This is a genomic window from Flavisolibacter ginsenosidimutans, from assembly GCF_007970805.1.
GTDB classification, from domain to species: Bacteria; Bacteroidota; Bacteroidia; order Chitinophagales; family Chitinophagaceae; genus Flavisolibacter; species Flavisolibacter ginsenosidimutans.
Map to the genome: position 1 here is coordinate 3,504,918 of NZ_CP042433.1, position 22,051 is coordinate 3,526,968.

Consider the following 22,051-nt stretch of genomic DNA (forward strand, 5'->3'; position numbering starts at 1 on the left):
TCGCACAACCATGAATACAAAAAACCTTTCTTCTTTTTTTGTTGGCCTTTTCGCAATGCTGCTCGTTGCTTGCGGCGACGACAAAAAAGCGGCGCAGCAAGGAGCCGCACCGCCACCGGTTTATGTTTCGGTAATGACGGTGAAAGACACCGCCGCCGTTTATTACGAAGAATATCCCGCAACGCTTGCCGCATTAAATGAAGTCAAGCTCACGGCGCAAGTGAACGGTTACATTACCGGTGTTTATTTCAAAGACGGAAGCAAAGTATCGAAAGGGCAACGCCTGTACAGCATTGACCAGCAAGTCTACGGCGCCAACCTGCAGCAGGCCATCGCGGCCCAGCAAGTACAGGAAACGAATTTGCTGAAAGCCCAAAAAGATGCGGAGCGTTATCACGAGTTGGACAAGCACGATGCCATTGCCAAGCAACAGGTAGATTACGCCGATGCTGCGTTGGACGCGGCAAAGAAACAAGTGGCGGCTTCAAGAGCGGCCGTGGCAGCGGTAAGAGCCAACGTGGGCTTTGCGGAAATTCGTGCGCCGTTTACCGGAACAATTGGCATTTCGCAAGTAAAGGCGGGAACTGCTGTTGTTGCGGGACAAACGGTTTTAAATACCGTATCAACCGACGATCCGGTAGCCGTTGACATTAACGTGGCCCAACAGGACATCTTTCGCTTTACGCAATTGCAACAGCAAAAAACAGCGGCGAATGATTCCACCTTTCGTCTTGTTTTTGGCACCGATGTTTATCCTTATCCCGGCCACGTTTACCTCGTTGACCGTGCGGTGGACCCGCAAACGGGAACCATCAAAACAAGGCTTTTGTTTCCGAACAAAAACGGGATGCTGAAAGCCGGCATGAACGCAACGGTACGGGTGGCCAGTAGCGCAAAAACAGAATCAATCCTTATTCCGAATAAAGCCGTTACCGAACAATTGGGCGAATACTTTACGTACGTGGTTGGCGACAGCAGCAAGGTAGCACAACACAAAGTGGAATTGGGACAACAAATTGGTGCGGACGTAATTGTAAAAAGCGGCCTGCAGCCGGGCGACAAGATTGTTGTGGAAGGCGTGCAGAACCTTCGTCAAGGTGCCGTTATTACCACCACAAAACCCGCACCGCCGGCGCAGCAAAAAAAATAAGCAATGGGCAATACGCAATTGAATCAGCCCTCAACTTGAGACATTCAACGAACGAACAAGTGAACACGTAAACGCGTGAACAAGTAAACTCCTTCTCATGATCGCAGAAACTTTTATCAAACGGCCGGTCACCGCTATCGTCATTTCGATAGTGATCGTGTTGGTGGGCATCATTGCCATGCTCACCTTGCCGGTAGCGCAATATCCCGACATTACGCCGCCAACGGTGAACATCACCGGCTTGTTTACCGGCGCCGATGCGGAAACCGTTGAACAAACAACCACCACCGCCATTGAAACGCAAGTGAACGGTTCGCCGGGTATGGACTACATCTCCAGCAACAGTACATCAAGCGGCCAAAGCTCCATTACCGCCACGTTCAAAGTTGGCTCCGATATCAACATTGCCACACTGGACGTGCAGAACCGCGTAAGCGTAGCGCAACCTACTTTGCCCGATGCCGTAAAACGTTTGGGCATTACGGTTCGGAAACGAAATCCAAGCATCATGGTGGCGCTTGCATTTTATTCGCCCAACGGCACGCACGACGCAAAGTTCATCGGCAACTTCACCAATCTTTACATGCGCGATGCCTTGCAACGTGTACCGGGCGTAGGCGACGTTGTTACCCGCGGCGCCGACTTCAGCATGCGCATCTGGCTCAATCCCGAAAAGCTTGCAGCACTGAGCTTAACACCTACCGACATCACGGCCGCACTCACCGAACAAAACCTTCAGGTGGCCGCCGGAACGGTGGGCGGAAATCCGCAGCCTTTGCAACAAAGCTTCGAGTACAGCGTGTTAACAAACAGCCGCATCAACACCAAAGACCAGTTTGAAAACATCATTGTGCGTAACGCCTCAACGACGGGAAGCCTTGTTTATTTAAGAGACGTGGCCCGCGTGGAACTGGGCGTGTTCGACTACAACAGCAACGCCTTTGTCAACGGCAAGCCGGCTTCTTTTCTTTTGATTTACCAGGCGCCAGGGGCAAACGCTTTGGACACTTACGACGGTGTTTTGAAAGCCTTGCAGGAAGCGAAAAAGACGTTTCCCAGTGACATTGATTACCTCATTCCGTTGGAGACCGTATCGGTGGTGAGGACTTCCATTAAAGAAGTGGTGCTCACCTTACTCGAAGCCTTGGGATTAGTGGTATTTGTGGTGTTTCTTTTTTTGCAAAACTGGCGTGCAACGCTTATCCCATTGCTTGCCATCCCCGTGTCGTTAATCGGCACCTTCATCTTTTTTATACCCTTTGGTTTTACCATCAACACGCTTACGTTGTTTGCTTTTGTATTGGCCATTGGTATTGTGGTAGACGATGCGATTGTGGTGGTAGAAGCCGTGCAGCATTACATTGACGCGGCCGAAATGTCGCCGAAGGAAGCCACCCGTGCGGCCATGCGTGATATCTCCGGTCCCGTTATTGCCATTGCGCTAATTCTTGCCGCGGTGTTCGTGCCCGTTGGTTTTATACCGGGCATCGTGGGACGCTTGTATCAGCAGTTTGCCATCACCATCGCCGTATCGGTTTTGATTTCGGCCTTCGTGGCTTTGTCGCTGACGCCGGCGCTTTGTTCCACCATGCTTCGCCCTTCGAAGGAAGAAAGCGCAAAGAAAAACTGGTTGGAAAAATTCTTCGCGGGCTTCAACAAACGCTTTAACCGTTTGACGCTGTCGTACAGCAAAGGTGTGGCTTCGTGGATACGCAAAACGCCTTACGTGCTGGTAATGATGGCCGTACTTTTCGTGGGTCTGTTCCTGCTTTTCAAAAGCAAGCCTACGGCCTTTATTCCTACCGAAGACGAAGGCCGTTTGTACGTGACGTACGAGATGCCCGAAGCCACATCCACCACGCGAAGCATTGCCATGCTGAACGAGGTGATGGGCCGCATTCAAAAACTTCCGGAAGTAAAAGTAGCGGGCGGCCTGGCCGGTTTGAACATCCTGAACTTTTCCAGCAAAACCAACGTGGGTACCATCTTCGTTACCCTCAAGCCCTGGGACGAACGCGAAGGAAAAGAACACCACGTTCAAACCATTGCGGGAAAAATTACCCAAGCGACTTCCGACATACGCGAAGCAAGAATACTGGCCATTACGCCACCGGCCATTCCGGGCCTGGGACAATCGTCGGGCTTCACATTTGAATTGCAGCAAACTACCAGCACCGACGACATCAAGGGGTTTGAAGCGGTTTCCCGAAACTTTCTGGCAGCGCTAAACAAGCGTCCTGAGATTGCGATGGCCTATACGTTTTTCAACACCCGCACACCTTCGTATAAGGTGGACGTGGACCGCGAAAAAGCAAAGCAGCTTAACGTAAATATTGCCAGCGTTTACACAACGCTTTCCACTTTGCTCGGCAGCAGCTACGTGAACGACATCAATCTTTACGGCCGCAACTTCCGCGTGGTGGCGCAGGCCGATAGTTCTTACCGTGCATCGCTTACCGACTTCAATCGTTATTACGTGAAAAACGGCGGCGGTGGCATGGTGCCCTTAAGTTCATTAGTAACAACAACGTTGATTGAAGCACCGGCTTTAATTACACACTACAACATTTACCGCTCCATTGAAATCAACGGCTCGGCCAAGCCCGGCTTCAGCAGCGGACAGGCTATTGATGCATTGAAAGAAGTAGCGGCGCAAACACTGCCTGCAGGTTACGGTTACGAGTTTTCGGGCATGAGCCGCGAAGAGATCAAAGCGGGCAGCAGTTCGCTTTACATCTTTGCCATGTCGTTGGTGTTTGTGTTTTTGTTTTTGGCTGCCTTGTACGAGAGTTGGGCCATTCCGTTTTCGGTTTTGTTTGCCGTACCCATCGGCGCCTTGGGTTCCATCATTGCGTTAACGCTCATCCCAAGTTTAACCAACAACATCTACGCACAAATTGGTTTGATTACATTGATTGGTTTGGCCGCTAAAAACGCCATCCTGATTGTGGAATACGCGAAAGAACGTGTTGATCACGGCATGGAATTGATACAAGCAACCATCTCGGCGGTGCGTCTTCGCTTGCGGCCCATTGTGATGACTTCGATGGCGTTCATTCTCGGCGTATTGCCCTTAGCCCTGGCAACGGGTGCCGCTGCGGAAAGCCGGCGTACCATTGGCTGGACGGTGTTTGGCGGGATGATTGCCGCCACCACGCTGGCCATTTTTGTGGTGCCTGTATTGTTCGTGCTCATTACAAAATATTCGCAGAGCAAGCGCCTGAAGCAAGTGCAGGAACAAACAAAAGCCGAGCACGAAGTGGACCGGATGATTACCGAACACAACCTGTAAAATTATTCTGCATCTGAGCCGCAAACGAACGAAATTCAATTGCATCGTTCGTTTGCGGCTTTCTTTTTGCGTCCATTAAACTTTTATTGCACATACGCTTGCACACCCGTTTGCTGTGCGGCCCAATACGGCCGGTGGAATGTGCTGCATGGATGAGATGACCTGTTGTGCTTTTCCTCTGTTCTTGCCGTCTCTGCGAAAAAAAATTATTAAACAAACGTTTGATTAAATCAAACATTTGTTTAAATTTGCATCTGCCAAGGAGGTGAATATGGAATACAACGACAAGCAAATTCAAATCATGGAGGCGGCCGAACGGCTTTTTGCCGATCGCGGATTTGCCGGCACGTCGGTAAGAGACATTGCGGAAGCAGCCGGCGTAAACCTGGCCATGATCTCTTATTATTTCGGCTCAAAGGAAAAGCTCATGGAAGCCATGTTTCAGCACCGGGGCCAGCACCTGAAAATGCAATTGCAGAGCATACTGGTTAACAACAACATGGCGCCCATTCAAAAAGTGGAAAAGCTGATTGATGAATACATTGACCGAATCTTTCAGAAGCAATGCTTTCACAAAGTGATGATAAGAGAACAGATGATGGACAACACCGGTCCGATAGCCGAGCAAATTGCGCAGTTGAAACTAACCAACCAAACGCTGTTCAAACAAATCATACAGGAAGGACAAAAAAAAGGTGATTTTAAGAAGGGCATTGACATTCCTTTTTTGATGATGACGTTGGTGGGCACAGCCGGGCAGTTAATTACTACGCAGCATTATTACCGCGAAACCAACAACCTCCAACCCCTTTCTGGCGAAGAATTTGAAAAGCATATCAAGAAGAAATTAAGCGCCTATTTAAAAACCTTATTTAAAGCAATCTTAAGTTATGAAGCGTAGCAGAATCGCAAGCCTGGCCGTGTTCTTATTTTTTACGACGATCAGCTTTAGCACCTTTGCCCAGGAAAAGAAAAACCTCACCTTAACAGAAGCTATTGACCTGAGTATTAAAAACAGCAAGCAACTCAAAAGCAGCGCGGCAAAAATTGAAGAAGCAACCTTCGCTTTAAAAGAAGCGGTCGAACGCAGGTTGCCGGAGGCAAGTGCAAGCGGCGCTTATCTCCGGTTGAACAATCCCAACATATCCTTGAAAACAAAAAGCAGTAGCAGTAGCGGCGGCGGAACAACAGCGGAAACCCCCAAACCCTCGCAAGCGGTGTACGGTATTCTTAATGCATCCATGCCCATCTTTTCAGGCTTCCGGATTAAATACGGAATTGAATCGGCAAAGTATTTAGAACAAGCCGCAAAGCTTGACGCAGACAACGATAAAGAAGCCATCGTACTCAATACAATTGATGCCTACAACAATCTATACAAGTCAAAGGCAGTTGTGGATTTGGTAAACGAGAACTTGCAATCGGCAAGGGGACGGGCCACACAATTTGCAAACCTTGAAAAGAACGGCATCCTTCCCCGCAACGATTTATTAAAGGCGCAATTGCAAGTTTCAAACACAGAACTTTCTTTGTTGGACGCACAAAACAACTGGAAGCTGGCCAACATCAACATGGACCTCATGTTGGGCCTGCCCGAAACAACTGAATTGGCCATTGATTCGGCAAGCCTGCAAACATCCGTCAATCTAAAAGGCGTTGAAGAATACGTGCAAGCCGGTTTGCAAAACCGCAAGGATCTTTCTGCGCTTGGCTACCGAAAAAAAGCGGCGGCAACGGCCATCAAAATAAGCGAAGGCGAAAAATACCCGAGTCTTGCCGTCACCGGCGGTTATATGGCCGCGGACATTCCTGGCGTGCTTTCGGTAACCAACGTCATAAACATCGGCCTAGGCGTTCAGTACAGCCTTTCTTCCCTGTGGAAGAACAATTCAAAAGTGAAACAAGCCGAAGCAAGAGAAAAGCAGGTAGCGGCTAACGAAGAATTACTGGCCGATGCCATTCGCTTACAAGTTAACCAGGCCTACCAGAATTATTTGTCAAGCAACAAAAAGATTGACGTGCATAAAACGGCCATTGCGCAAGCTTCAGAAAATTACCGCATCGTCAACAACAAATATCAAAACAGTTTGGCCACTACAACCGAACTGCTTGATGCGGATGTAGCGCTGCTGCAAGCCCGGTTAAATTATGCCTTTGCCCAATCCGACGCGGTAGTGGCTTACAACCGTTTGCTGCAATCGGCAGGACTGTTAACAGGATCAACAAATAAATAAATCAACCAATTAGATAAGAAGTCATGGAAGCAAAAGTTATTGAAACAGAAAAAACAACGGAAAACACAAACGAACCAAAGAAAAAGAGCAAAGGCTTTTTAATCGTTCTGATTTTGTTAGTGGCCTTTGGCGCCTGGTTTGGCATTTCGAAATACACACACGCACAACATCACGAAGAAACCGACGACGCACACGTAGAAGCAAACATCAGCCCTGTTATTCCGCGTGTTTCCGGCTATGTGGCCGACGTTCGCGTGAACGACAATCAACGAGTGAAAAAAGGCGATACCCTGGTTGTGCTGGACAACCGCGATCTGAAAATAAAACTGGAGCAGGCCGAAGCCGCGTTGCAAACGGCGCAGAGCAATTTAAGCGCAGCCAAGTCATCAACAAATGCCGCCTCTGCAAACATTGCCTCGTCAAGAGCGTCTATCGGCACCATCAACGCACAGATCGAAACGGCCAAAGTAAACGTTTGGCGTACCTCGCAGGATTATGACCGTTACGCCAACCTGATAAAAGATCACTCCATCACACAACAACAATACGAGCAGGCGTTGGCAGCCAAACAAACGGCAGAGCGTCAGTTGCAGGTATTGGAAGAACAAAGAGCACAAGCTGCACAGCAAACAATTGCAGTTGCTTCGCAAAGCAATGCCACGTCTTCGCAAATCGGCATCGCAGGTTCAGTTATTAAGCAACGCCAGGTAGATGTGGAAGATGCAAAGCTTAATCTTTCTTACGCGGTCATTACAGCGCCGGCCGATGGTTTGATTTCGAAAGTCTCTGTGCAACCGGGTCAATTTGTTCAGGCAGGACAATCGCTTTTCAGCATTGTGTTGAACGAGGATGTTTGGGTAATTGGAAACTTCAAAGAAACACAGTTCGACAAGATGAAAATTGGGCAGAACGTTACGGTGCACATTGATGCATTTCCAAGCCACGACTTTGATGCAAAGCTCACGTCGTTTTCACCGGCTACCGGTTCAAGCTTTGCCTTGTTACCACCCGACAATGCCAGTGGAAACTTTGTAAAAGTGGTGCAACGCCTGCCCGTGAAAATTGAATTTAAAAACCCGAACGATCCTGCGGTGAAACAATTAAGAGCCGGCATGAACGCGGTGGTGGACGTGCATTTGGATTAAGACTTTGACAGGTATTCTGTTTGTTTCAGTCTGTTTTTCAATACAAAGTTGAAAGCATTGTGTAACCGGCAGAAGAACACGCATTGAACTTCGGTTGCGTCGCACTCTTCAACGTTCGGAACAATATTGAACAATTAAAAACTCTCCCGTCAAAGACATTGCAACGCTACTGTTCTTTGTCTTTGACGAATCAGGAATACGGATTTGGATATGCAACAACAAGCGTCTTTAGTTGAATACGGCAGCCGGAGGGTCATCATCACCATCACGGCTATTATTTGTGCTTTGCTGGAAATCGTTGACACAACCATTGTGAACGTGGCCCTGAACGACATGCGCGGCAACCTTGGTGCAACGATGACGGAAGTGGGATGGGTGATTACCGCTTACGCCATCGGCAACGTGATTGTGGTTCCCATGACCAGCTGGCTATCGCAGCAATTTGGCCGCCGGAATTATTTTGCGGCGTCCATCATGTTGTTTACGCTTTGCTCTTTTTTGTGCGGCAATGCTACCGGTATATGGGAGCTGGTTGCCTTTCGTTTTCTGCAAGGCATTGGTGGCGGTGCGTTGCTGGTAACTTCGCAAACAATCATTACGGAAAGTTATCCGCCGGAAAAGCGGGGCATGGCCCAAGCCATCTACGGTTTGGGCGTCATCATCGGCCCTACGTTAGGTCCGCCGTTGGGGGGTTATATCGTTGATAGTTTTTCATGGCCGTACATTTTTTACATCAACATTCCTATCGGCATTATTGCGGTGTTGTTGACGCTGCAATTTGTACGCAGCCCGAAATACGCCGAAAAAAGCCTGGCGAAAGATATTGACTGGATCGGTATTGGCTTGCTGGCACTGGCCGTTGGTTCTTTGCAATACGTATTGGAAAAAGGCCACGACGACGATTGGTTTAGCAGCGCCAACATTGTTGTTCTTGCCGTGTTGGCCGTCTTTGGATTTTTCTTTTTTATCTGGCGGGAACTAACGTTTCGCAACCCGATTGTTGAACTGCGGGTTTTGAAAAACGGGAACCTTCGGGTAGGTACGATACTTTCTTTTATCATGGGCTTTGGGCTTTACGGTTCCACCTTCATCATTCCCTTATACACACAGGCAACGTTGGGATGGACGGCGCAGCAATCGGGTATGCTAATGATTCCTTCGGCACTCACCACGGCGTTTATGATGCCGCTTATTGGAATGGCTTTGCAAAAAGGCGTAAAGCAACAATACCTCGTGGCCCTGGGCATGCTCTTGTTTTTTATTTATAGCTTTTGGGGCTACAAGATCATTTCGCCGGATACCGGCCAGGAGAATTTTTTCTGGATGCTGATTGTTCGCGGCATGGGCATGGGCATGTTGTTTATACCGGTTACGACGTTGGCTTTGTCAACATTAAAAGGGCAGCAAATCGGCCAGGGTGCTGCGTTTACAGGCATGATGCGGCAGTTGGGCGGTTCGTTTGGCGTGGCCGTTATCACCACTTTTCTCGCCACAAAAAACGAGGTCCATCGAAGCAGCCTGGTTTCGCAATTAAACGTGAATGATTTGGATGTACAGCACCGGGTTCAGATGATGCAGCACGCCTTTATATCAAAAGGAATGACGCCGGATGTGGCCTTAAAGGCCGCCTACAAATCGTTGGATTACGTTGTTGCCAAACAGGCTTCCGTTTTATCGTACATGGATGCATTTCTCGGACTCGGCGTGATGTTTCTGCTTTGCATTCCCTTTGTTTTAATTGTGAAGAGCAGCAAGGAAAAGAAGAAGCTTGATCTTTCCGAAGCAATGCACTAATGCAAATGCTTTCAGGATTCAGTGATTTGTGTTGTGAGACGCCAGACGTCAAACGTGAGACAGGAGTGAACTTCGATGCAAAAGACTTTACGGTTTCACGTTTGACGTCTGGCGTCTCACTGCTTCTTAAACTCGGTGACTGAAAAAACGGTTTCACAAAAGCTGTACTCTACCGGATCGTTGGAGCAAACAATCACCAAACGTTCCTTGCAGTAATTGCTGATAAGCGAATGGTAAAGCGCAATGCCTTTCGCATCAAGATTGCTGCAAGGTTCGTCCAACAAAACAATGGCCGTATCGGAAAAAATAGCCTGCGCCAGTTTCACCCTTTGCTTCATGCCCGAAGAATAATAGCGGATTTGTTTTGCCGCCGCCGCTTCCAACCCGATTTCTTCAACGATTCTTTTTATGCTGAAAGATGAAAGCAGCGGTTTAAACTGACGATGAAATTCCAGAAATTCCGTTAGCGTCATTTCTTCAATCACATCCAAATACGGCGCACAAAACGAGATGTGTTTGTACGCTTCTTCATCGCCTAATTGCTGATTTCTGATTTCTGATTTCTGATTGCCGATGGCCGATGGCCGATGACTTGATTCATACCCGATGCTTCCTTCGCTCAACTGCAACATACCGCCAATTGCTTGCAACAGCGTTGATTTGCCCGAACCGTTCGGGCCTGTTATTGCATAGGCGTTTCCTGCCGTGAGTTCCAAGGTAACGCCTCTGTAAATCCATTCACGGTTGAAGCGTTTGCCGGCATTGGTGAGGCTAATCTTCATCAACGCCAAATTTTGCGTTGCGCTTAATGACGCCGGTTTTTGAAGAAGCAATGAACTGCAAAATCTCTTGTTTGGTTTCGCTGTCGGGCACTTTGTCTTTTATTTTTTCGATGCCGCCGGCAATGCTGTTGCTGTTCACAAAAAGCAGGTGATAAATCTGCGCAATGGTGTCTATTTTTTCCTGCGAAAAATTGCGGCGTTGCAAACCAACAGCGTTCAATCCCATGTAACTCATGGGCTCCCGTGCCGCTTTTACGTAAGGTGGAACGTCCTTGCGAATAACGGTATGCCCCGCAATGTAGGTGTGTGCACCGATGCGGGTAAACTGGTGTGCGCCGGCAAGGCCACCGATGATGGCGTAATCGCCCACGTCTACATGGCCGGCAAGTTGCACCGCATTGGCAAGAATCACGTGATCGCCCAAAGTACAATCGTGCGCCACGTGGGCATAAGCCATCAGCAAACAATGGCTTCCCACAACCGTTTTGAATTTATCTTTTGTACCGCGGTTCACGGTTACGTATTCGCGGATGGTGGTGTAATCGCCGATTTCAGCGGTGGTTTCTTCGCCTACAAATTTTAAGTCTTGCGGAATGGCGCCAATGACCGCGCCTGGAAAAATGCGGCATCCTTTTCCGATGCGGCTGTACGGCATGATGACGGCGTGTGACATGATGTGCGAACCATCGCCGACGGTGACGTTGTGATGAATGACCGCGAAAGGTTCGATGGTTACGTCGTTGCCGAGTTTTGCATCAGGATGAATGGACGCCAGCGGAGAGATCATAGCTTTTCTTTGGGTTTCTTTACAATTTGCGCCACCATGTCAGCTTCGGCAACAATTTTATCGCCGACAAAAATAGTTCCTTTCATTTCACAAATGCCACGGCGCACGGGGTTCATTAATTCCATCTTCAGGAGGAGCGTATCGCCGGGCACGACCTTGTTTTTAAACTTGCAGTTGTCAATTTTTAAGAAGTAGGTATCGTAGCTGTGATCAGGGTCGTCGGGGATGGTGAGGATGCCGCCCGTTTGTGCCAGGGCTTCTACCTGCAGCACACCGGGCATCACACAGTTGCCGGGAAAATGCCCCTGGAAAAAAGGCTCGTTGTAGGTAACGTTCTTTACCGCAATCACTTCTTTTTCGTTAATGGAAATAATCTTGTCAATCAACAAAAACGGGTAGCGGTGCGGCAACTTTTTTTCAATGGCGTGGATGTCGTAAACCGGCGGTTTGTTGGGATCGTAAAACGGAACGGCCGCTTTGTTTTTGAACTTCTTTAAATGCTCCTTTATTTTTTTAGCAAAAGCCACGTTGCTGGAATGTCCCGGACGATTGGCAATGATGTGCGCTTTAAAAGGAATGCCCACAAGCGCCAAATCACCCACAACATCCAGCAGTTTGTGTCGTGCGGGCTCGTTCGGAAAACGCAGTTCAAGATTGTTCAGAATGCCGCCTTCCGCAACTTTTACGTTTTCTTTTTTAAAAGCCTTTGAAATGTGTTGCACCTGCTCATCGCTCACAGGTTTGTCCACAACAACAATGGCGTTGTTGATGTCGCCGCCTTTAATGAGGTTGTTGTCAATTAGATACTCCAGTTCGTGAAAAAAACAAAAGGTGCGGCAGGGCGCCACTTCTTTGTTGAAGTCGGCCAGGTCGGTCAGTGCTGCGTGTTGCGTGCCCAGCACCGGCGAATTAAAATCAATGAGAGTGTTGATGCGGTAGGAGTCGTAAGGTAGCGCCACCATCTCCACTTTCTTTTCTTCGTCAACAAAGGTGATGTTGTGCTGCAGCGTGTAATAAACTTTCGGTGCGTCTTGTTTTTGCACACCGGCCTGTTGCAGAATTTGGCTAAAAGGTTCCGAACTGCCGTCGAGAATGGGTACCTCGCCTGCGTTGATCTCGATAAGAACGTTGTCAATGCCGTTGCCCACCAGTGCTGCCATTAGGTGTTCGATGGTGCCAACCGTTGCGCCGTTGGCACCGATGGTGGTGCTGCGGGTAGTGTCCACTACGTTGTCCACATCGGCTTTTACCGTGGGTGCGTTGGGTAAATCAATGCGCTTGAAAACAATGCCCGTGTTGGGCTCTGCGGGTTTGAGGTGAATGTCCACAGTGTGGCCGGAATGGATGCCGACGCCGCTGATGGAAACACCGGACGCAATCGTGTGCTGGTGTTCGGAAAGATTCAATTGCATAGGCGGCGAAAGTAGGAAAGATTTGGATGACGGATGACAGATGATAGATGACGGTCATTTCGTTTGTCGTTGTTGCTTTTGGCTGCGAAGGCAGTCATCCGTCATCTGTCAGCTCCCATCTATTTCTTAAAATGACAGACCCGTGAAACGCCTTCGTGCTCCGCGGTTTATTTTTGCTTCCTTCATGCAGCACCTTGTTTACACCGAACTATTACCCGAAGCGCAAAGCCTCGCAACCAACGTTCTTTTTGAAACGGAACATTCGGTAGCCGGCCTCGTGCAGCAAGCCGTAAAGCGTTTTGCAAAACCGGCTTCGTGGATGGGCGACGAAAAGGCACAGTTGCGTTATCACTACGAGCCGTCGAACCCGGCAAAGAATTCTTTGGAGCTCCGCTTTTGCCTGATTGGAAATGTTTACTGCAAAAAATTTCGGAACGAGTGCAACCAGTGTAAGGCACATCTAAGCAAAGATTGCGAAGCAAGAGTGGAAAGCGTTGATTTTGTCTCCTTGTCATTTTCGCCAAAGCTGCTGGAACAATTTGTAAGAAACCGCACGGCGGATACGCTAAGCGAAAAGCTTCTTTCCTTTCAACATCCGTCTTCGTTTACACGAACGGTAACGCTTTGCGGCAAGACAAGAGCCTTGATTGAAGGCCTGCTCAATCACAATCACACCAAAAGTCTTGAAAACATTTTCCTGAATGCGCAAACGCAATTGCTGTTGCTAAATACGCTGGACTGTTTAGACAACAAAGAACTGGACGTTATCAACTGCAAGTTTTTAAGCAACGAAGCCGACCGCGAAAAAGTGCTGAAGGCAAAAGAGATTTTAGTGCAGCAAATCGGCGAACCCATTACCATCAAGCAACTCAGCCGCAAGGTGGCCATGAACGAATGTTATTTGAAGAAAGGTTTTAAGGAAATGTTTGGCACAACCATCTTTGAATTCTATCAAAGCCAGCGCATGGAACACGCCAGATATTTATTGTACGAAAAAGGCTTGTCGGTTACCGAAGTTTCAATGCTGCTCGGCTATTCGTCCATCTCGCATTTTTCCACCGCGTTTAAAAAACATACTGGCCTAAAGCCTTGTGAATTGCTGCTGCGGTAGAAATGTAAAATCATAAATCTAAAATGTAAAACTGCCGCACCGCAAGTTTATCATTCTTCACCTGTTTACTTTTGCTGTTCGTTTTTCATTTTAAATTTTACATTCTGCATTTTACATTTTCATGTTAAGCCTTCTCACCGGAACACTTTTACTGGCCGCCGTGCACGCACTCATTCCCAACCATTGGTTGCCCTTGGTAGCGGTGGCAAAGGCCGAAGGCTGGAAGAAAAAAGAACTTACCACCATTACTTTATTGGCCGCGGCGGCGCACGTTTTTGGAACCATTGCGCTGGGTTTTGTGCTGGGCTTTATCGGCAAAGAATTGAGCGAAGAATACGGCAAAGCCATTACCGTTGCCGCATCGGTTTTGTTGATTGCGTTTGGCTTGATTTATTTCACCGTTAATCTTCCGCACCACCATCACAGCACGCAGCAGGATGTGGCGACGTATGAAAAATCAAAGCGAAAATGGCTGCTGATTTTTGTGGGCATGATGTTTCTTTCGCCGTGTTTGGAAGTGGAAAGTTTGTTTTTATCAGCCGGTGCGTTTGGGATGGGTGCCGTTGCTTCGCTTTCTCTTATTTATGCCGTTATCAGCATTTTGGGAATTTATTTATTGGTGAGCCTTGGGATGAAAGGCGTGAACTTATTGCCGGCAGAATTTATCGAACACAACGAGAAAAAGATCAGCGGCGCGGTTTTGATATTGGTGGGAATTGTGACGTTTTTTTTGCACTGATAAACGTGAATTGTCAATCGTCAATCGTGAATATGTTTTCTGCAATACGCAATTGTTTTCTTGTCAAGCTCTGTTAGAATCTCTCGATACTCAATTCCTCTATATGTTTCGTAACATTGATGGTAATCTTTCTTCTTGAAGGCTTGTCTCGCCCTTTCGATCTTTAATCTGTCGAACTGATATTTACCTTCCTCTTTCGATTTTCGTATCCGTTCTTCAAGCTGTTCCATTTGCTGCTTGGCAAGGAATTTCAGTTGCAAACATTCACCGGCAAAAAAATCATTAATTAAATATTGAAAGTCATGTAGAACGTGATGAAACGCCAATAATTTATCATCCGATTGGAAATCTGGAAATTGTTTTTGTTCGGCGAAGCCAAGCCCATTTAGGTAAAAGTCATGACTCACTTGCGACTCATCACATTGATAAATGACATAGCCAATTGAATACCGATAGCCAAGGATAAATTTCTTGTTGTTCTTCTTAAAGGTTACTACCGAAAATTGTCCACCCGAACCTTTGCCGTTTTCATACTTGTCAAATGCGAAGTCATAATATTTAAGAAATAGCTTTAAAACTTCAAGTCCCTTTACTAACTCTGGTAAAGGTTGCATATCAGAGGTTATGTCAGCTCGCATTAATTATCGATTATTCACCGCTCGTTATCCTCATTCATTTCCCACACTATCCGAATTCACAATTCCCAATTTCTCCACCGCTAATTGCGCCGCAATCTGCGAAGCATCTTTTTTATTGAAGGCCTTGCCTTGTGCTACCACTTTCCCGTCAACTACGGCGCCAATGGTAAACAAGCGGCGGCCGTTTTCCATGCGTTCGTCAATGGTTTCAAATTCGAGGTTCTTGCCGTTCTTGTTGGCCCAGCCGTACAATTTGTTCTTGTGGTTGATTTCGAGGTTCTCCAAATCATCCACAAACATGTGCGGCATGATGATGCGCTGGCCCACCCACTTGCCCGTTTTTTTGTAACCAATGTCAAGGTAAATGGCGCCCACCAAGGCTTCCAGCGTATTGCCAAAGATTTGGCTGCTTCGCAGCGAGTTGTCCGATTTGTTGAAGACCGTAATTTTTTTCAGTCCCATCTTCAGCGCAATGTCGTTCAGTTGTTGGCGGTTCACCATCTTGCTGCGCATCTCAGTTAAAAATCCTTCTTCTTTGTAGGGATAACGCTTAAAAAGATAATCAGCCACCAATGCACTCAACACGGCGTCGCCTAAATATTCAAGGCGTTCGTTGTTCTGGTCAATGGTATCTTTTATGGAGCGGTGCGTAAGCGCTGTTTTGTATAAGGAAAGATTGCCCGGTGCGTAACCAAGAATTCCTTTAAGCTGTTTTTTGAAGGATGGATCTTTTTCTTTTTTATAGAACGTTTCCCAAAAAGCCACTAAACAATTTTATTTTTTAAAAGTATTAAAGAAACAGAAAATCTGTGCAATCTCTTTGATTGCCAAGACCAAAATAAAACGGACAGTTGAATTTTAGCGCCTGTTCTATCCTGCTCCTTTTGCGGGTATAAAAACAGTGGCCACTAAAGACCACTGCTTTAAACGATTTTACAACGTTGTCAAATTGCGGGTAATTACTGCGGTGTGTTTGGCTGCTCTTTGTTGTCGCCCTGCTGGGGTTTGCGTAGCTGCTGTTGCGGACGTAATGGCCGTTGCTGCTGCGGCTTTCCGTCCCGCTGCTGCATGGGCTTTTGTGGACGTTGTCCCGGTTGCGCCGCCGGCTTCTGCATTTGCCTGCCTTGTTGGCCAGACCTCGGCACATTGCCCGGAGTGGCCTGCCGGTTCTCACCGCCCTTGTTCTGCGGGTTCACCTGCCTGCTGCCCGTTGCCGATTGCTTATTGCCTCCCGTGCTTGCCGGAGGGGCCGGTTGTTGCCGGTTGCCGCTCCGTTGCTCACGGTTTTTATCACGCCGTTTCTTGTCGGCTTTTTCCAAACTGCGCAAACTGATGTGTCCGACTACGTCAACAAATTCCGGTTCTACTTCTTTGACTTTGGTTGAAACAACTTCTACCGCTTCCAGTTCTTCCGGAAGAATGTTTTGCTGGTTTAAGGCTTTTATCTTCCTTACCCTCTCAATGGTCAGCGGGTATTGCTTGGTGCTTTGCGGCAGCACGTACCACATCAGGTTTTTGAAGATGTCTTTCTTAATAAGTGTGGCCGTTCCTTTGGCTACCTGCAGCATGTCGCAATTTTCAGGGAAGCCTTGCAAGGCATCGAGGTAGGTATCCAGTTCGTAATTCAAACAGCATTTCAGGCGGCCGCATTGTCCGCTTAATTTGGTTTGATTGATGGACAGGTTCTGATAGCGTGCCGCTGCCGTGTTCACCGATTTAAAATCCGTAAGCCAGGTGGCACAACAAAGTTCACGGCCACAAGAACCAATGCCGCCTACTTTACCGCTCTCCTGCCTTGCACCAATCTGCCGCATCTCCACTTTTACCTTGAACTCGGCGGCGTAAATTTTAATCAGTTCGCGAAAGTCAACGCGGTCGTCGGCAATGTAAAAGAAAGTCCCCTTTTTGCCATCGGCCTGAAACTCTACCTGGCTCATTTTCATGTTCAGGTTAAGTTGTTTGGCAATAGCGCGGCTGCGAATGAGGGCTTCTTTTTCACGGCTCTTTTGCGCTTTCCAACTATCCAAGTCACGGTCGCTGGCGCGACGAAGAATCTTTTTCATGTCGGGCGCCATTTCATTAACGCCTCGTTTCTTTAATTGCAAACGAACGATTTCACCCGTAAGCGAAACTTCGCCCACGTCGAAACCGCTGACGCCTTCCAGCGCCACCATGTCGCCCTTTTCAAAATGATGAAGGGTAGAATTGCGGTAATAATCTTTGCGGCTGCCTTGGTTGAAACTGATTTCCACCACGCGGCAGGCGTCTTCTGTATCGGCTATTGGCAGGTTGCGCAACCAATCGTGAGTATTCATTCGGTTGCAGCTACCGGTGCTGCAGCCGCCGTTGCTTTTGCATCCATTGGGTTTGCCCGTGCCACATGAACCACATCCCATGCTAATAATTTATACGGTTAAAAATCCCGGGCAAGAGGCAGGAAAAGAAGGGAAAGCTTACGGAGTCAAAAGGATCAAATCGAACTACGTCGTAGCGTTAACGACACGCAAGACATCTGCGCTTGCGCGGCTCAATGCCGGATTCGAGTTTGCTGTTTAATTCATAACAAGCATTGATTGCTTTGACCAATTGTGTATAGCGAGTAAAAAATAACTTCCTTTTCCTTCTTCACGTTGCCGATGACCTCGGATATATGTTGAGTCCCGCCAGGCGGGAACGAAGCAAATATAATTTTTTTACAGCAGCGAAAAGGCTGTCTGTGTTTTTTCACAATTCTCCTAACGAAAATCGTTTCCGGTTATTCACACCGAAACCACCGCGTTGCTTTTCACAATGTGAAAGAGCTTAATGGTCAGCGCATGAAAAAGAATTTTTGCGTTGGCGTTTCGCTCAATGTAATAAGAGGCTTTGTCCAGTTCTTCGGCAATGGCTTCTTTTTGCTCGAGGCGCATTTGCTTGTTCAGCTTTATGGCAAAATCCTTTTCACCGGAGGACATGCCGGCCAGAAGATTTTCCTGCAGCTCGCCGCTCATAACTTCGAGCCGAACGGCCTGCTCCAGCAAATGAATAAAATAGCGCAGGAATTGTTTTTGGTTCTCGCGGCCCAGGCGGGCTATTTCTTCAATGATCTTTATCTGTGCGGCCGGTCCGCTGCGCAAAATCGCGTTCAGCCATTCGCGAAGCAGGTTGAAATAATCCTCGTCGGCGTGCTGCAATTGCTGAAGTGCTTCACGGTAATTGCCTTCGCTGGCGTTGGCAATGAGCCGGGCTTTGTCGGCGGAAATATTTGCCTTTGCTACAAGGGAGGCCTCAATTTCTTCGGTGTTCAGGGCCGGAATTTTCACGAGTTGGCAACGCGAGAGGATAGTGCTGAGAATGGCACTTTCGTTTTCGGCCACCAGAATGAAAAGCGTGTCGGCGGGAGGTTCTTCAATGAGCTTTAAAAGCTTGTTGCCTTCCTTGCCCAAATACTCCGGCATCCAAAGCACCAGCATTTTGTAGCCGCTCTCAAAGCTTTTAAGAGAGAGTTTCCGGATAATGTCGTTGCATTCCTGCGCCGTGATGTTGCCTTGTTTGTTTTCGGCGCCGATGAATTGAAGCCAATCGTAAACATTGCCGTGAGGATATTGCTGAATGAACTCGCGCCATTCGGTAGCATAATCGGTACTCAGCGGCGGACTCCCGGCTTTTTTTGTAACGACGGGATAAGCGTAATGAATATCGGGATGCACCATCTGCTGGCCTTTGGAAAACGAAGGCTGCTTTTGCATGTAACCGTCGGCTTCACCTGGAGATGCGGGAAGTTTTGTTTCAACGGCATCGCCAAACATGGACGGCACGGCAGCGGTTTCTTTCGGCAGCGAGACAACATAATTGGCAAAGGCTAGCGCCAGCGGCAAAGCACCGCAGCCTTCCTTTCCCAAAAAAAGAAGGGCATGACTCAGGCGGTTGTGCTGAACCATTTCTACCAACTGCTGCTTTACCTCTTGTTGACCGATGACATCTTTGAACAACACAGAACTATGATTAATTCGATTGAAAGGATTATTTAAGAAATCAAAAGCCGCCCAATTTGAGCGGCTTCAAATATCCAGCATAATCTTTTTAATCCTGAAAAGATTCGTTCTTTAATTGAGGTATTTCGTAATCTCTTCGCTCATCGGGTTTACCCTGTTGTGAAAGACGGCTACGAGGTTTCCTTTTTCATCCACCAAAAACTTGGTGAAGTTCCAGATCACCGGGTCTTGCAAAAATTTTTTGTACACGATGTCTTTGGTGTTATCGGTTGGAACTTTTTTAGCCAGCTCGTTCGATTGTTCCACTAACCATTTAAACAAAGGATGGATGTCGTCGCCTTTTACTGAAACTTTTTCGGCCATGGGAAAGGTAACGCCGTAATTCTTTTTGCAGAACTCGCCGATTTCTTCGTTGGTGCCGGGCTCCTGCTGGCCAAAGTTGTTGGCCGGAAAACCAACGATCACCAATTTGTTTTTGTACTTGTCGTAGAGCTTTTGCAGGTCGGCATATTGCGGTGTGTTGCCGCATTTGGAAGCCGTGTTTACAATCAAAATCTTTTTGCCTTTGTAGGCGGAAAAGTCTATGTCTTTTCCATCGAGGCCTTTAACCTTAAAATCGTACAGCGAGGCGCCGCTAAGCATAACGGAGAGCAGCGATGCGAGGAGGAGTGCTTTCATGACTTAAGTGTTGATTGACGTAATAACAATATAAAGGTAAGATAGTTGGACGCACAGATAGTTCTCATCGCTAAAGTTCAAACCGACTCCTTATTGCTTCTCGTAAGCACCCAGATCAGGTGCACCTACCGGCCGTGGCTTTCCGTCCAAATCAAGCGAAACGTTGGCGTTAATACCGGCATTGATTGCGGGAGAACTGCCTTTCAACCGAAAACTGTAATATCGTTCTGCCGTATTAACGCTATCAAAAAGAGGGTTTTGATTGATACCACCGTTGATGGTTAGCCCGCTGAACGATGGCGTGTTTTGCACCCGCCACAATACTTTGTTGAACGCAATGGAAGGCGTAAGATTTTTTGCGTCAACAAAAGCTTCGTCTTTTACAAAACCGTTTTGCTCGCCCCAAAAAATGCAATTGGTAAAGCTGGCGGTGAGGCTATTGGCCGTAACTACATTTCCCTGCGTTGTGTAATTGGTAAGCACCAACACCGGGTCTTTGTGTTGAATGTAATCATTGGAGAAAGAAGCCACGGTACAGTGTTTAAAATCATAGACGCCGCCGCCTGCCAAAAAGAGATTTTTACCGCAGTTGGATATCAAAACATTTCTTGCATTGATGCTCGTGTTCAACCCAAGTAAGCCAATGTCGTAAGCGTTGTCAATGATGGTCTCGTTTAACGCAAGCTTCGGGATGGATGCGCTTGCGCCGGCAACTACAACGGCCTGGTAAGCGTTTTTGATGATGCCGTAATTGATTGCGTTGTTCTTGCTGCTGGCTGTAAAAATCAAACCGGGGTAAGAAGCCGGAAAGGTTCGGTAAGGATCATCCAATCGGTCGCCGCTAAAAACCACGCGGGTTGAATCATATTTCTCTCCGTTCACCTGCAAGGAACCGTTGACGATAAAAGGCGCATCGGCGTGCATGTAAACTTTGCAACCTTTGTTGATGCTCAGCGTTGCGGTTGTGTCCACGGTAAGACTTCCCAAAATCACGTATGGCAAGTCGTTGTTCCAAACTTCAGTACCTGTAATTTTTCTATTGCGAAAGAAATGGGCATTCTGTCCAAAGGCGTCCAGTTGCACCCATTTCTTGTTGCCGTTGTAGTCAATCTCAATGCTGTCGCGAATGATAAAAGGAAGGTTTTGCGCAGTTGGATTGATACTGACGGTTACATAAACATAGAGGCTGTCGTTTGCCAACACTTCGGCACTGCTTACCTGCGGCCCGACAATCCCATCCACATTTATTTTAAAAGGAGAAGCAGCGCCACCGGCTAATCGTACCGAGGAAAGATGGATGCCTTTGTTGTTATCATTTACAATTTTGAAATACTGCGAGGTAGAACCGGTCGTTGTAAATACGGTATCGAAATGCAGGCTGTCAACACTTGTGCGCAATAGCGCGGCGGCGTTGGTGGTAAAGCTTTCTTTGCGGCAGGAAAAAAGAAACAATACAAAAGCAACAAGTACAGAAAGATTTCTCAGCCACATCATAAGGGCTTAAAAGTACATCAGCGGCTGGAAAAACAAAGCGTAGCAAGGCTTAGTTGAACGTTTTCGGCTTCCAGCAATTCCGAGCCGCAGGCTTCAAGGGTAGCGCCGGTGGTGATGACATCGTCCACCAATAAAATGTGCTTGCCTTCAATGGCCGCCGGCTTTACCAGTTCAAAACGGCCTTCCATGTTTTCCCACCGTTGCACACGGTTCTTTTTGGTTTGGCTTTCGGTATGCGAAGTTCGAATGATAACGTCTTTCAAAACGGGTTTTCCCAACACGTCGGCAATGCCTTGACACAAAATCATTGCCTGGTTGTAACCGCGCATTTTTTCTTTCGACGGGTGAAGCGGCAAAGGAACCAAGGCATCTACTGTTCGAAAGCGATTCGTTTCCGCTAAAGCGTAACCCATTAATCTTCCCAAATAAAGTCCCATTTCCTTGTTGCTCTTGTATTTCAACTGGTGCATCAGGTGCTGCATTCTGGAACCTTTGGAGAAATAGTATTGGGCCGTTGCGTTCACCACGGGCATTCGTCCCCGAAACATTTTTTCAATTGGGTTCGCCGGGTAATGATGGAACTCGGTTCTGGGTAAGGCAGCGTGGCATTGCAAGCAAAGAAACTGGTCTTGTGCAATTACGTCGCTGCCGCAGCTTTCGCAAACGTGCGGAAAGAGAAGATGAAGAACGGATTCTTTCGCATCAGCAAACCAGTTTAGAACCATGTTTGACGGGATTTAGTAAGATTATGCGGGAGCAGAAATTTCATAACAGCAGGAATTCTCACTTAAAATAAGATGTTTATTTTTTCCTGCCTAATC

The 22,051-nt window shown here is 47.6% G+C and carries 18 protein-coding genes; 8 read left to right on the forward strand and 10 right to left on the reverse strand.

Features of this window, described 5'->3' with window-relative positions; all coding sequences use genetic code 11:
* Positions 1–10: 10 nt before the first annotated feature.
* The 6 genes from FSB75_RS14805 (at position 11) to FSB75_RS14830 (ending at position 9,615) form a co-directional block, all read left to right on the forward strand.
* The gene (locus tag FSB75_RS14805) at positions 11–1,150 is read left to right on the forward strand and encodes an efflux RND transporter periplasmic adaptor subunit (RefSeq protein ID WP_146789076.1); all 1,140 of its coding nucleotides are present in this window, start codon (positions 11–13) and stop codon (positions 1,148–1,150) included.
* A 97-nt stretch (positions 1,151–1,247) separates the two neighbouring features.
* Positions 1,248–4,442, forward strand: a complete 3,195-nt coding sequence (locus tag FSB75_RS14810) for an efflux RND transporter permease subunit (RefSeq protein WP_146789078.1) — start codon at positions 1,248–1,250, stop codon at positions 4,440–4,442.
* 271 nt (positions 4,443–4,713) lie between these two features.
* Positions 4,714–5,343 (forward strand): TetR family transcriptional regulator, encoded by a 630-nt coding sequence (locus FSB75_RS14815; RefSeq protein WP_172623161.1) that lies wholly within the window; start codon positions 4,714–4,716, stop codon positions 5,341–5,343.
* Positions 5,333–6,676 (forward strand): TolC family protein, encoded by a 1,344-nt coding sequence (locus FSB75_RS14820; protein ID WP_146789083.1) that lies wholly within the window; start codon positions 5,333–5,335, stop codon positions 6,674–6,676. The genes FSB75_RS14815 and FSB75_RS14820 overlap by 11 nt, the downstream gene beginning before the upstream one ends.
* A 23-nt stretch (positions 6,677–6,699) precedes the next feature.
* A complete protein-coding gene (locus tag FSB75_RS14825) occupies positions 6,700–7,821 on the forward strand; it encodes an HlyD family secretion protein (protein ID WP_146789085.1) in 1,122 nt (373 codons plus the stop codon).
* A gap of 210 nt (positions 7,822–8,031) precedes the next feature.
* Entirely contained in the window at positions 8,032–9,615 is a 1,584-nt protein-coding gene (locus tag FSB75_RS14830; RefSeq protein WP_146789087.1) for a DHA2 family efflux MFS transporter permease subunit, read from the forward strand.
* Positions 9,616–9,731: 116 nt separating this feature from the next.
* On the opposite strand, the gene FSB75_RS14835 is transcribed toward FSB75_RS14830, so the two are convergent.
* From FSB75_RS14835 to FSB75_RS14845, 3 genes are read right to left on the reverse strand one after another with little or no spacing between them, the layout of a single operon-like run.
* Positions 9,732–10,397, reverse strand: coding sequence for an ABC transporter ATP-binding protein (locus tag FSB75_RS14835; protein WP_146789089.1), 666 nt, complete (start codon positions 10,395–10,397; stop codon positions 9,732–9,734).
* Complete coding sequence (gene lpxA, locus FSB75_RS14840; RefSeq protein WP_146789092.1) at positions 10,387–11,184, reverse strand: acyl-ACP--UDP-N-acetylglucosamine O-acyltransferase; 798 nt, start codon at positions 11,182–11,184, stop codon at positions 10,387–10,389. The genes FSB75_RS14835 and lpxA overlap by 11 nt, the downstream gene beginning before the upstream one ends.
* On the reverse strand, positions 11,181–12,596 hold the full coding sequence (locus tag FSB75_RS14845) for a bifunctional UDP-3-O-[3-hydroxymyristoyl] N-acetylglucosamine deacetylase/3-hydroxyacyl-ACP dehydratase (protein WP_146789094.1): 1,416 nt from the start codon (positions 12,594–12,596) through the stop codon (positions 11,181–11,183). The genes lpxA and FSB75_RS14845 overlap by 4 nt, the downstream gene beginning before the upstream one ends.
* 142 nt (positions 12,597–12,738) lie before the next feature.
* On the opposite strand from FSB75_RS14845, the gene FSB75_RS14850 reads away from it, so the two are divergent.
* Together FSB75_RS14850 and FSB75_RS14855 are read left to right on the forward strand one after the other, a co-directional pair.
* Positions 12,739–13,707, forward strand: a complete 969-nt coding sequence (locus FSB75_RS14850; protein WP_227990595.1) for a helix-turn-helix transcriptional regulator — start codon at positions 12,739–12,741, stop codon at positions 13,705–13,707.
* A 121-nt stretch (positions 13,708–13,828) separates the two neighbouring features.
* Entirely contained in the window at positions 13,829–14,446 is a 618-nt protein-coding gene (locus FSB75_RS14855) for a hypothetical protein (RefSeq protein WP_146789096.1), read from the forward strand.
* Between the two features lie 20 nt (positions 14,447–14,466).
* On the opposite strand, the gene FSB75_RS14860 is transcribed toward FSB75_RS14855, so the two are convergent.
* The 7 genes from FSB75_RS14860 to FSB75_RS14890 form a co-directional block, all read right to left on the reverse strand.
* Positions 14,467–15,060: a hypothetical protein gene (locus FSB75_RS14860; protein ID WP_146789098.1), complete on the reverse strand. Its 594-nt coding sequence runs from the start codon at positions 15,058–15,060 to the stop codon at positions 14,467–14,469.
* A 54-nt stretch (positions 15,061–15,114) separates the two neighbouring features.
* Positions 15,115–15,849 (reverse strand): ribonuclease III, encoded by a 735-nt coding sequence (gene rnc / locus FSB75_RS14865; protein ID WP_146789100.1) that lies wholly within the window; start codon positions 15,847–15,849, stop codon positions 15,115–15,117.
* Positions 15,850–16,043: 194 nt separating this feature from the next.
* A complete protein-coding gene (gene ricT, locus FSB75_RS14870; protein ID WP_227990596.1) occupies positions 16,044–17,480 on the reverse strand; it encodes a regulatory iron-sulfur-containing complex subunit RicT in 1,437 nt (478 codons plus the stop codon).
* A 363-nt stretch (positions 17,481–17,843) separates the two neighbouring features.
* Positions 17,844–19,058: a DNA polymerase III subunit gene (locus FSB75_RS14875; protein WP_146789102.1), complete on the reverse strand. Its 1,215-nt coding sequence runs from the start codon at positions 19,056–19,058 to the stop codon at positions 17,844–17,846.
* Positions 19,059–19,169: 111 nt separating this feature from the next.
* A complete protein-coding gene (locus FSB75_RS14880) occupies positions 19,170–19,736 on the reverse strand; it encodes a glutathione peroxidase (RefSeq protein ID WP_146789104.1) in 567 nt (188 codons plus the stop codon).
* 90 nt (positions 19,737–19,826) lie between these two features.
* On the reverse strand, positions 19,827–21,230 hold the full coding sequence (locus FSB75_RS14885; RefSeq protein WP_227990597.1) for a choice-of-anchor Q domain-containing protein: 1,404 nt from the start codon (positions 21,228–21,230) through the stop codon (positions 19,827–19,829).
* Positions 21,231–21,247: 17 nt separating this feature from the next.
* On the reverse strand, positions 21,248–21,955 hold the full coding sequence (locus tag FSB75_RS14890; RefSeq protein WP_146789106.1) for a ComF family protein: 708 nt from the start codon (positions 21,953–21,955) through the stop codon (positions 21,248–21,250).
* Between the last annotated feature and the right edge of the window lie 96 nt (positions 21,956–22,051).

Bases quoted from the DNA above. Each gene is read 5' to 3' on its own strand.
- FSB75_RS14805 (WP_146789076.1), top strand. From the start codon at position 11: ATGAATACAAAAAACCTTTCTTCTTTTTTTGTTGGCCTTTTCGCAATG.
- FSB75_RS14810 (WP_146789078.1), top strand. From the start codon at position 1,248: ATGATCGCAGAAACTTTTATCAAACGGCCGGTCACCGCTATCGTCATT.
- FSB75_RS14815 (WP_172623161.1), top strand. From the start codon at position 4,714: ATGGAATACAACGACAAGCAAATTCAAATCATGGAGGCGGCCGAACGG.
- FSB75_RS14820 (WP_146789083.1), top strand. From the start codon at position 5,333: ATGAAGCGTAGCAGAATCGCAAGCCTGGCCGTGTTCTTATTTTTTACG.
- FSB75_RS14825 (WP_146789085.1), top strand. From the start codon at position 6,700: ATGGAAGCAAAAGTTATTGAAACAGAAAAAACAACGGAAAACACAAAC.
- FSB75_RS14830 (WP_146789087.1), top strand. From the start codon at position 8,032: ATGCAACAACAAGCGTCTTTAGTTGAATACGGCAGCCGGAGGGTCATC.
- FSB75_RS14835 (WP_146789089.1), bottom strand. From the start codon at position 10,397: ATGAAGATTAGCCTCACCAATGCCGGCAAACGCTTCAACCGTGAATGG.
- lpxA (WP_146789092.1), bottom strand. From the start codon at position 11,184: ATGATCTCTCCGCTGGCGTCCATTCATCCTGATGCAAAACTCGGCAAC.
- FSB75_RS14845 (WP_146789094.1), bottom strand. From the start codon at position 12,596: ATGCAATTGAATCTTTCCGAACACCAGCACACGATTGCGTCCGGTGTT.
- FSB75_RS14855 (WP_146789096.1), top strand. From the start codon at position 13,829: ATGTTAAGCCTTCTCACCGGAACACTTTTACTGGCCGCCGTGCACGCA.
- FSB75_RS14860 (WP_146789098.1), bottom strand. From the start codon at position 15,060: ATGCAACCTTTACCAGAGTTAGTAAAGGGACTTGAAGTTTTAAAGCTA.
- ricT (WP_227990596.1), bottom strand. From the start codon at position 17,480: ATGGGATGTGGTTCATGTGGCACGGGCAAACCCAATGGATGCAAAAGC.
- FSB75_RS14880 (WP_146789104.1), bottom strand. From the start codon at position 19,736: ATGAAAGCACTCCTCCTCGCATCGCTGCTCTCCGTTATGCTTAGCGGC.
- FSB75_RS14885 (WP_227990597.1), bottom strand. From the start codon at position 21,230: ATGATGTGGCTGAGAAATCTTTCTGTACTTGTTGCTTTTGTATTGTTT.
- FSB75_RS14890 (WP_146789106.1), bottom strand. From the start codon at position 21,955: ATGGTTCTAAACTGGTTTGCTGATGCGAAAGAATCCGTTCTTCATCTT.